This is a genomic window from Mesorhizobium intechi (assembly GCF_002879535.1).
Lineage (GTDB): Bacteria > Pseudomonadota > Alphaproteobacteria > Rhizobiales > Rhizobiaceae > Mesorhizobium > Mesorhizobium intechi.
In genome coordinates this window covers 1-10,000 of record NZ_PNOT02000113.1, presented here as the reverse complement: position 1 = coordinate 10,000, position 10,000 = coordinate 1, and the positions used below count along the sequence as shown (strand labels likewise).

Below are 10,000 nucleotides of genomic sequence, written 5' to 3'. Positions count from 1 at the left end.
CCTCTTTTGAGAGCCACGCAAGCCAGCGCGCGATGAGCCCTATAGAGAAGGCACACCGCCCTCTTTGCAGAGCGCTCTATAAGAGAGAAGTGCCTGGGGGGAATTCGACCGAGGCCTGAGGCTTCGTTGACTTAACCTGCCGTGACAGGCAAATGTCATGGCCACAACAAAAGCGACAAGCCGTTCCGCCCGGGGAAGAAGCAGCCTTTCTGGATGCCAGATACGGAAAATGTCATAGCCGAACTCGGCAATGAGCCGCCGCTTATCGCGGATGGCCGCAGTGGCCCGCCCGATCGGCGCGAGGTTTCCGCGCGCTGGCTGTCGGGAACATTCCTGACCGGCGTGACTTCGAGCGTGCTGATGGGCGTGGCGCTGTTCGCCGCTCTGGACGGTCGCCAGCAACTGGCGACGCCACCCGAAATCGCGGAACTGATCGGCCTTGCCAGCAATGGCGATTCCGGCGAGGTGGCCAAGACAACCAGGCTGGTTGCGCCGCGTCAGATCGCCAAGGCCAAGGACCGCCGCCGTATGGAAGTGTCGATGGTCACCAAGGTCGGCGACCGCGACGTCATCCACACAATGCCTTTCGTGCAGATCAAGATGGCGCTCGCCGCAGGCCACACCACCAGCCGGCCCTACCCGCCTTTCGATCCAATGCAGGTGTTCGGCGACGACGGCGACGACGCTCCGGCGCAACCGGCGGCGGCCTCCGCCGCCTCCGGCCAGATCTATGGCGCCAAGGTCGAAAGCGAGATGAGCCTGAAGACCGTCGACTTCCCAATCGAGACGGCGTCCTTCGACGAAAAGAGCGATCTGTCCGCCGACGAGGTGGAAAAGGTTGTGCGCGAGGCCGGCACCGACCTTAGCGACGGCGCCGTGCAGGTCGCTTCACTCCATTATGTCGATCCGCAGCGATTCGGCGATGCCTTTGCCGAGAGCATGGCCGGCTCCTATGACGTCAAGATCGTGCCGGAAAACGTCTCGGTGTCGCCGCGTGCCGCCACTGATGACCAGGCGCCGGCTTTCGCCGAGGAAATCATTCCCTTCACCAAGGACACCGACCTCACCGAGGCCTTTGCCGATTCGGGTTATACGGGCGATGATGCCACCGGCATGGCCGAAGCGATCGCCAAGCTGCTGAACGCGCCGACGCTCAAAGCCGGAACCGTGCTGCGCGTCGGTCTCGAAGTCCATGGCGACGCCGCCAAGGTCGTGCGCACCAGCGTCTACGACAGGACCACCCACATCGTTACCATCGCACTCGATGACCGCGGCCAGTATGTGCCGGCGCAGGAGCCGGATCCCAATCCCGAATTGTTGACGGCATTTGACGATTCGTCGGCGCCGGTTGTGGTGCGTGGCAACCTGCCCACCGTCTATGACGGTATCTACCGCACCGCCTATTCCTACGGCATGTCGAAGAAAATGACCCAGCGGCTGATCAAGCTGCTGGCATCTGGCGTCGACTTCCAGTCACGCCTCAATCCGTCGGATCGCCTCGAAGTGCTGTTCTCGCAGCCGGACGGGGACGACCAGACCTCCGACGATTCGGAGCTCCTCTATGTCTCGGCGAACTTCGGCGGTACAACGCGCAACTTCTATCGCTTCCAGATGCAAGACGGCAGCACCGACTATTTCGACGAGGATGGGTCGAGCGCCGAGCAGTTCCTGCTGCGCAATCCACTGCCCAACGGAAGATTCACCTCCGGCTTCGGTGCGCGCAAGCATCCTATCCTGGGGTATGTCCGTATGCACACGGGCACCGACTGGGCCGCCCCGATCGGATCGCCGATCATCGCCGCCGGCAATGGCGTCGTCGAGAAGGCCGGCTGGGCTGGCGGCTATGGCAAGCAGATCATCCTGCGCCATGCCAATGGCTATGAGACCTCCTACAATCACCAGAGCGCCTTTGCAAAAGGCATCGCGCCGGGCGTCCGGGTTCGCCAGGGCCAGGTCATTGGCTATCTCGGCCAGACCGGTCTTTCCACCGGTCCGCATCTCCACTACGAGCTGATCGTCAACGGCACCAAAGTCGATTCGATGCGTGTTCGGCTGCCGGTCGGCAAGGTGCTGAAGGGCGACGATCTCGTCGCCTTCAAACGCGAGCGCGAGCGCATCGACGACCTGCTGAAGCAGGAAGATGGCAATTCTCTGAAAGTCGCAAGCGCCAAGATCGAGGGCTGAACCTCGGCCAATCCGGCATAGGCGAATCAGTTTCGCGACGAATCAGCCGACGATTCATCGGTGCGGTGCGGCCATGGCAGCGCCTGACCCGAAACGGTCATCCAGGCGATGATCGCGGCAAGCAGGCAGAGCACGGCGGTTGTCAAGGATATGGCTGCAAAGGCCATGTCGCTAGCAGCAAGCCGCGTTGCTTCAAGTTCGGGCGCCAGGCCTGTCGATACCGGTTCGCCAAAACCCGGAATGCCCGGCCTGACCCCGGTGTCGAGCATCGTTGAATAGACCCAGGTGGCAAGCGAGCCCATTGCCGCCACCGCGATCAGGCCGCCAATGCGTGAGACGGCATTGTTGATGCCGGAGGCAGCCCCCGTATCCTTGTCTTCCACCGCTGTCATGATCGCGGTGGACAGTGGCGAGACGACCAGCGCCATGCCGAGGCCCATCAGCGCCATCAGCGGGAATATTCCGGTCCAGAAATGGTGGATGCCGGCACGGCTGAGCAAGGCAAGTCCGGCGAAAGCGAAGGCCACGATCAGGCTGCCGCAGGCGATGGGAAACCGCGGTCCGATCCGGTCCGACAACTTGCCGACCGGTCCCGACAGAAGCGCGATCGATGCGGACAGTGGCAGGAAGATGAAGCCGACCTCTGCCGTGCTTAGTCCCCAGCCGGCAATCAGCAGCATCGGCAGATAGAACAGATTGGCCGACAGCGCGAAATAGAGGAAGAAGGTCGCCACATTGGCCCCGGCAAAAGCGCCGATGCGAAACAGGCTGAGGTCGATCATCGGCTCGCGTTGCCGATGTTCGAACAGGATAAAGATCACAAGCAGCACCACGCCAACGGCAATGCTCGGTCCCGCCATATGGCCCTCGCCGCTCGAACTCATCGATGTCAGCCCATAGGCGAGCGCGCCGAACGCCAATGTCGCGAGCGCGCCACCGCCGAGATCGAGGCTGCGTTTTTCCGTCGCCGCATCGGCCGGAATCTTGACGAGCAGCAGATAGATCGAGACCAGGCCGAGTGGCAGGTTGACGGCGAAGATCGCCCGCCAGATGCCGTGGCCGAAAGCCGACAGCACCAGACCGCCGAGAACCGGCCCAAGGGCCGTGGTCAGCGCCGAGGCGGCGGCCCAGATGCCGATTGCACGACCGCGCTCCTTTTTCGGATAGGCCTTGGCGATGATGGCGAGGCTGCCCGGCACCATGATCGCCGCACCGATACCCTGGACAGCGCGAAACCCGATCAGCACGACCGCATTCGGCGCCAACGCACAGGCGAGCGAGGCAACGATGAACAGCGCGATGCCGGCCACGAAGGCGCGGCGCAGCCCGAACCGGTCGCCGGCGGCGCCGCCGGCAAGGATCAGCGCCGAAAGCGTCAATGCATAGGCGTTGGAGATCCACTGCGCCTCGGCAAGGCTGGCGCCGAGGTCGACACGGATCGCCGGCATGGCGATGGCTAGGATCGATCCATCGATGAAGCCGAGCGCCGAGGCCAGGATCGCCGCGATCAAGACGAACCGCCGCTGCGATTGCGGACAAAAGGTTCCGTTCGTGATCGGACTGGTCAGCGGGACGGCGGCGGCTTCATTTGGCGAATGCATGACGCCTTGCTTAGACCCCAAGCGCGCAGGCAACAACCCGCCAGCAGCTTGCAAACCTTGAAACCAGCCAATTGGCCAGGATACGTCCTGTGCTGATGCAAACGCCGGCAGTCATGCTAGGTTTTCCGGAAGACGGCAGCCGGGGGAAATCAATGAAACGTCCACTCGAAGCGTCGGCGGAGGGACGCGGCCGCATTGTCGGCATCACCGACGGCGTCTTTGCCATCGCGCTCACGCTCATCGTGCTCGAGATCAGGGTGCCTGCGCATGAGACGGTGCATTCCGAGCACGATCTGCTGGTCGCCATCGCCGCACTGGCACCGCGCTTCCTGACTTATGCCTTGAGTTTCCTGACGCTGACCATCTTCTGGTTCGGCCAGCAGGCTCAGCATGGGCTGATCGCCAAGTCCGACAGGCGGCTTGCCACGCTGAATCTCTGCTTTCTCGCCTTCATCGCGCTCTTGCCGTTTTCGACCGACCTTCTGGCGGACTTCCTCCAATTCAGGACCGCGGTGCTGGTCTACTGGCTCAATCTGCTGATGCTGGGCGTCACGCTGTTCGCCAGCTGGCGCTACGCGGAGAAGAACGGCTTTGTCGCCGAAGACGTCGATGCCGAAACGAAGCGCACGGTCTATCTGCGCATCATCAAGGCGCAGATCCTGTGGGCGATCGGCGCGCTACTCTGCCTGGTCACGCCGTTGCTCAGCGTCGGCTTCATCCTGGTGGTGCAGCTGATCTATGCCACCGCGCTGCGCGGCTCATTGCTGCGCAAAGTCATCGGCTGAAGGTCCGCCGACAAACTCCACGGTGACGCCTGGCGACACCAGCTTGGCCAGTTCGCGCGCATCCCAGTTGGTCAGGCGAACGCAGCCATGGCTTTCGGTCTTGCCGATCTTCGACGGCTCGGGCGTTCCGTGGATGCCGTAGGTCGGCTTGTCCAGGGCGATCCACACCGAGCCGACGGGGCCGTTGGGGCCTGGCGGAATGGTCAGGATCTTGTCGTTCTGGCCCTGCTTGAAGTTGATGTTCGGATTGTAGGTGTAATTAGGGTCGAGCGCGATGCGCGACACCGCGTGGATGCCGGTGGGCGACGGCGTGTCGGCAGAGCCGATGGTCGCGGGATAGGCGGCGACCAGCTTGCCGCCGGCATCATAGGCGTACACTTCCTTCTTGGTCTTGTCAGCGACGATGCGCGAGACCGGCGTCGAGACCAGCTTGCCGAAATTGGCGACCTTGATGATCGTGCCGGGACGGTTGAAGTCGAGGCCCTTGTTGATCGACTTCAAATAGTTCTCGTCCATGTGGAAGCGCTCCGCCAGCGCCTCGGTGACGGAGGTGTAGCACATGCAGTTGAGCTGCGCCTTCTGGCCGTAATCTTCCGGGATCGAGGCGACATAGGGACCAGCCGCATCCTCCGCTGTGATGGTGTAACTGGCGAAAGCATCGCCGCCCGATTGCGCGAGCGCCGCCTGGATACCGACGGTGTCCGTCGATTTCAGATTGCTGCCGCTGATCTGGTTATAGGCGGCCAGGGCCTTATCGACATTCGAGCCGAAACGTCCATCGATCACGCCCGGCGAAGCGCCGCCGCGGTCGAGAAGCACCTGCAGCGCCGCCACGTCCTGGCGCACGCCGAGCGACAGCGACGGATCGACGGCGGCCTTGCCGCCAGTGTCCGGCGGCAGGGAAGCCTGCGTATCCGGATTGACGACGTCCGGCTGCGCAGGGTCGATCGCGGCCTCGTTCAGCGGCTGGCGCTTGATGGTGCCCGGCTTTGCCGATGGCGCATCGGGATAGCTGTTGTCGTAGCTGCCATCGTCCTGCGTCGCCGGCGGATAGGCGTCGACTGAATTGTCGCCATAGGGGTCGTATTCATCCGCCGGTGGCGGGATGACGCGGCCTTCCTCTTCCAACTGCTTGCGGCGGAACCGCGCCATGTCTTGCGGATCGTCGAGATAATAGCGGTCGTCGGCGGCGGGAGCCCGGCCCAATTCGCGCAACCTTGTCTCGCGGCGCAGCGCGCGCCGGTCAAGCCGTGTCTGCGGCGGCTGGATGGCGATGACCTTGCCGGTGTCGGCATCGACGATGACCCGATTGCCGCGGGCGTCGTAGTAGATGTCCAGATTTCCGTCCTGGGCCACAAGAATGCCGCCATCATTGGTGGCGCGGACAGCATTTGGTGCATTGTCGTGCGTCGGCGCGGCAAGCGCACCGAAAGAGACAAGCCCGGTCGCAAGCGCGGAAAGGGCAAAGATCGTGCGGAACATCGTGGCCAACTCTCCGGTCCGTAATTGCCGCCGCCCGGCGTTGTTGTCTGGGCGAACCCCTTCGCCAGCAAACCAGCTACCCCACCCTATGGTTCCAATATGAACCGGGCATGAAGATGGCGGTTTTTCGGCGTACCGACGAATACCAGCTACCTTGCGAGCCCCAATTCCTTGCGCGCCTGCTTGGTCAGCTTCAGGGCGACAAGGCGATGGCTCTCGCGCAAATAGTCCTTCAGCGCAGCATCATCCATGCTCTGGCTTGTCCGACGCTGGATCCATTTCATGCCGCGCGAGGCGAGATAGGGCGCGGGCCGCAAGCCCGGCTGCTCCCTCAGCACGTCATAGGCCATGTCGGAACATTTGAACGTGACGAAGAGCTGCTGGCCCTGATCCCAGCCGCCGATCGCAAACACCTTGGTGCCGACCTTCCAGACATGGGCGCCGCCCCATTGGACGACGTGGTTTACCGCCGGCAGTGAGGCGCAGAAGCCGTTGTAGTCGTCCAGCGTCATCCGCCCCCGCCACCAATATGAAAACGCCGCGCGTCCAGAATGGACGCGCGGCGCTGAAATCAGGCCGCCGCTTCGGTCGCGACGACCGTCGGCTTCGAGCGGAAGTTCAATCGGTCGGCAGCGGACGTGACCTTGACGGTCGAACCGTCGAGAATCTCGCCGAGCAGGATCTTCTCCGCCAGCGGATCCTGCAGTTCCTTCTGCATCACCCGCTTCAGCGGCCGTGCGCCATAGGCCGGGTCGTAGCCCTTGGCCGCCAGCCACTCGATCGCATCGTGATCCAGCGACAGCGTGATCTTGCGATCGACGAGCAGGCTCTCCAGCCGCTTGAGCTGAATTTCGACGATGCGGTCCATGTCCTTGCGGCGCAGCCGGTGGAACAGGATCACCTCGTCGACGCGGTTGAGAAATTCCGGCCGGAACGATGCCCTGACCACGCCCATCACCTCGTCGCGCACGGCATCGACATCCTGGTCCTCGCCGAGATTGACCAGATATTCGGCGCCAAGGTTCGACGTCATGATGATCAGCGTGTTGCGGAAATCGACCGTGCGGCCCTGCCCGTCGGTGAGCCGGCCATCATCGAGCACCTGCAAGAGCACGTTGAAGACATCGGGATGCGCCTTCTCGATCTCGTCGAACAGCACGACCTGATAGGGCCGGCGCCGCACGGCTTCGGTCAGCGCGCCGCCTTCCTCATAGCCGACATAGCCTGGAGGCGCGCCGATCAGCCGGGCGACCGAGTGCTTCTCCATGAACTCCGACATGTCGATGCGCACCATGGCGCTGTCGTCGTCGAACAGGAAGCTTGCCAGCGCCTTGGTCAGTTCGGTCTTGCCGACACCCGTCGGTCCCAGGAAGATGAACGAGCCGATCGGCCGGTTCGGATCCTGCAGCCCGGCACGGGCACGCCGCACCGCCTTGGAAACGGCTTGCACCGCCTCGCCCTGGCCGACGACCCGTTTGCCGATCTCGTCTTCCATGCGCAGCAGCTTGTCACGCTCGCCCTGCAGCATCTTGTCGACTGGAATGCCGGTCCAGCGCGAGACGATATGAGCGACGTGGTCGGGGGTGACCACTTCCTCGACCATGCCGGCCTTGCCGTCCTGGGCTTCGGCGTCCTTCAGCCTCTTCTCGAGTTCCGGGATCTTGCCATAGGCAAGCTCGCCGGCGCGCTGGAACTCGCCCTTGCGCTGGGCAATGGCAAGCTCGTTGCGTGCCTCGTCGAGCTGCTTCTTCAAGTCGGCGGCGAGCCCGAGTTTCTGCTTCTCGGCCTGCCACTTGGTTGTGATCTCGGTCGATTCCTCCTCGAGGCCGACAAGCTCCTTCTCCAGCCGTGCGAGCCGGTCCTTCGAGGCATCGTCCGTCTCGACCTTCAGTGCCTCGCGCTCGATCTTGAGCTGCATGATGCGGCGGTCGATCTCGTCCAGCGCCTCGGGTTTGGAATCGACCTGCATCCTGAGCCGCGAAGCGGCTTCGTCGACCAGGTCGATCGCCTTGTCCGGCAGGAAGCGGTCGGCGATGTAGCGGTTGGACAGGGTGGCCGCCGCCACCAGCGCCGAGTCCGAGATACGCACCTTGTGGTGCTGCTCGTATTTTTCCTTCAGGCCGCGCAGGATCGAGACGGTGTCCTCCACCGTCGGCTCGTCGACAAAGACCGGCTGGAAACGGCGGGCAAGTGCCGGATCCTTCTCGACATGTTTTCTGTATTCATCGAGCGTGGTCGCGCCGACGCAGTGCAGTTCACCGCGCGCCAGCGCCGGCTTCAACAGGTTCGACGCATCCATCGCGCCGTCCGCCTTGCCGGCGCCGACCAGCGTGTGCATCTCGTCGATGAACAGGATGATGTTGCCATTGGCCGAGGTGACTTCGGAGAGCACGGCCTTCAGCCGCTCCTCGAACTCGCCGCGATATTTGGCGCCGGCGATGAGTGCGCCCATGTCGAGCGCCATCAACTGCTTGTCCTTCAGCGATTCCGGCACGTCGCCATTGACGATGCGCAGCGCCAGGCCTTCGGCGATCGCCGTCTTGCCGACGCCCGGCTCGCCGATCAGCACCGGATTGTTCTTGGTGCGGCGCGACAGCACCTGGATGGTGCGGCGAATCTCGTCGTCACGGCCGATGACCGGATCGAGCTTGCCCGCGCGGGCATCCGCCGTCAGGTCGCGCGCGTACTTCTTCAGCGCGTCATAGCCCTGCTCGGCACTCGCCGAATCGGCGGTGCGGCCCTTGCGGACTTCATTGATGACCTGGTTCAGCGCCTGCGCGGTGACGCCGGCCTTTGCCAGTATGTCGGCGGTCTTGGCCGACTTTTCCATGGTGAGCGCCTGCAGCAGCCGCTCGACCGTGACGAAGCTGTCGCCGGCCTTCTTGGCCAGTTCTTCCGCTGTCGAGAACACCTTGGCCAGCGGCTGCGCCAGATAGAGCTGGCCGTTGCCGCCCTCCACCTTCGGCATTGCCTCGAGTGCCGTCTCGACGCCGAGCTTGACGTCGCGGACATTGCCGCCGGCGCGCTCGATGAGCGACGCGGCCAGGCCCTCGTCATCGTCGACGAGCACCTTCAAAATGTGTTCAGGGGTGAATTGCTGGTGATTGCGGGAAAGCGCCATGGTCTGCGCGGACTGGATGAAGCCGCGCACGCGCTCGGAGTACTTCTCAAGGTTCATATCTGTCTCCTTCCATCACCGGCCCGCTTTGCGGCACCGGATCAGATTGCGGTGACGGACCCGCCCATTCGAGCCGGGTCCTGTTCAGCCGAAGATATGGTGCATAGGCCATGCCGTCTCAAGACGCCTTGATGCCGGTCAATGCATAATAGTCCACGTCAGCCGAAACGAAAACGGCGGAGATTGCTCTCCGCCGTTCCACGTCTTGAAATGCCGTTCGATCAGTTGTCGATGTCGACGATCACGGGCTCGGCATTGCCGCCATCGGCCGGGGCCGCGGCCACCTCGCCGGCATCCGCATTGTCGCCGCCGCCATCGACCTGGTCGGCACTGGCGCGCGGCCGGCGCGGACGGCGCGGGCGACGGGCAGCGCCGCCCTCGGCGGCCGCCTCGTTGAGCTCGGCCTGAGCGGCAAGAGCCGCCGGCGAAAAACTCTCGAACATCGGTGCCGGCTCGGCGGCCGCAACGGTCTCGGCCGGTGAACCGGGCTCCAGCTGTACCTCTGCCTGGGCCGGGGCTTCGTTGCGCTGCTGGCCGCCTTGCTCGGTCGACGGCGCGTAATCACGCTGGCCATTCTGGCCATAGCCGCCATTGGGGCGGCGATCACGATGACGCCCGCCATTGTTGTCGCGGCCACCATTGTTGCGCCCGGCATTGTCACGCCCGCTGTTGTCGCGCCCGCTGTTGTCACGATTGTCGCGGCCGTCCCGGTTCAGCGCGACTTCGGCCGGCATGCCTTCGATCACCGGCTGCGGGCCGGCGCCATGGTT

6 protein-coding genes and 1 pseudogene are annotated in these 10,000 nt (G+C 63.7%); 2 read left to right on the top strand and 5 right to left on the bottom strand.

The annotated features are described in order from the left end of the window. Window positions 1-213: 213 nt before the first annotated feature. The gene (locus tag C1D09_RS10410) at window positions 214-2,184 is read left to right on the top strand and encodes a M23 family metallopeptidase (protein WP_167514564.1); all 1,971 of its coding nucleotides are present in this window, start codon (window positions 214-216) and stop codon (window positions 2,182-2,184) included. 26 nt (window positions 2,185-2,210) lie between these two features. Here the strand turns inward: C1D09_RS10410 and C1D09_RS10405 are convergent, their stop codons facing one another. Continuing rightward, entirely contained in the window at window positions 2,211-3,785 is a 1,575-nt protein-coding gene (locus tag C1D09_RS10405; RefSeq protein ID WP_143974184.1) for an MFS transporter, read from the bottom strand. A gap of 152 nt (window positions 3,786-3,937) precedes the next feature. On the opposite strand from C1D09_RS10405, the gene C1D09_RS10400 reads away from it, so the two are divergent. Then, a complete protein-coding gene (locus C1D09_RS10400) occupies window positions 3,938-4,570 on the top strand; it encodes a TMEM175 family protein (protein WP_143974183.1) in 633 nt (210 codons plus the stop codon). Here the strand turns inward: C1D09_RS10400 and C1D09_RS10395 are convergent. The 4 genes and pseudogenes from C1D09_RS10395 to C1D09_RS10380 all read right to left on the bottom strand — a co-directional run. Further along, window positions 4,544-6,052, bottom strand: a complete 1,509-nt coding sequence (locus tag C1D09_RS10395; RefSeq protein WP_143974182.1) for a L,D-transpeptidase family protein — start codon at window positions 6,050-6,052, stop codon at window positions 4,544-4,546. The two genes, C1D09_RS10400 and C1D09_RS10395, sit on opposite strands and share 27 nt — an antisense overlap. 149 nt (window positions 6,053-6,201) lie before the next feature. Then, window positions 6,202-6,564, bottom strand: coding sequence for an MmcQ/YjbR family DNA-binding protein (locus C1D09_RS10390; RefSeq protein WP_143974181.1), 363 nt, complete (start codon window positions 6,562-6,564; stop codon window positions 6,202-6,204). Window positions 6,565-6,623: 59 nt separating this feature from the next. After that, window positions 6,624-9,230, bottom strand: coding sequence for an ATP-dependent chaperone ClpB (gene clpB, locus C1D09_RS10385; protein ID WP_143974180.1), 2,607 nt, complete (start codon window positions 9,228-9,230; stop codon window positions 6,624-6,626). Between the two features lie 221 nt (window positions 9,231-9,451). After that, a pseudogene (locus C1D09_RS10380) lies at window positions 9,452-10,000 on the bottom strand (DUF4167 domain-containing protein); the annotation flags it as partial.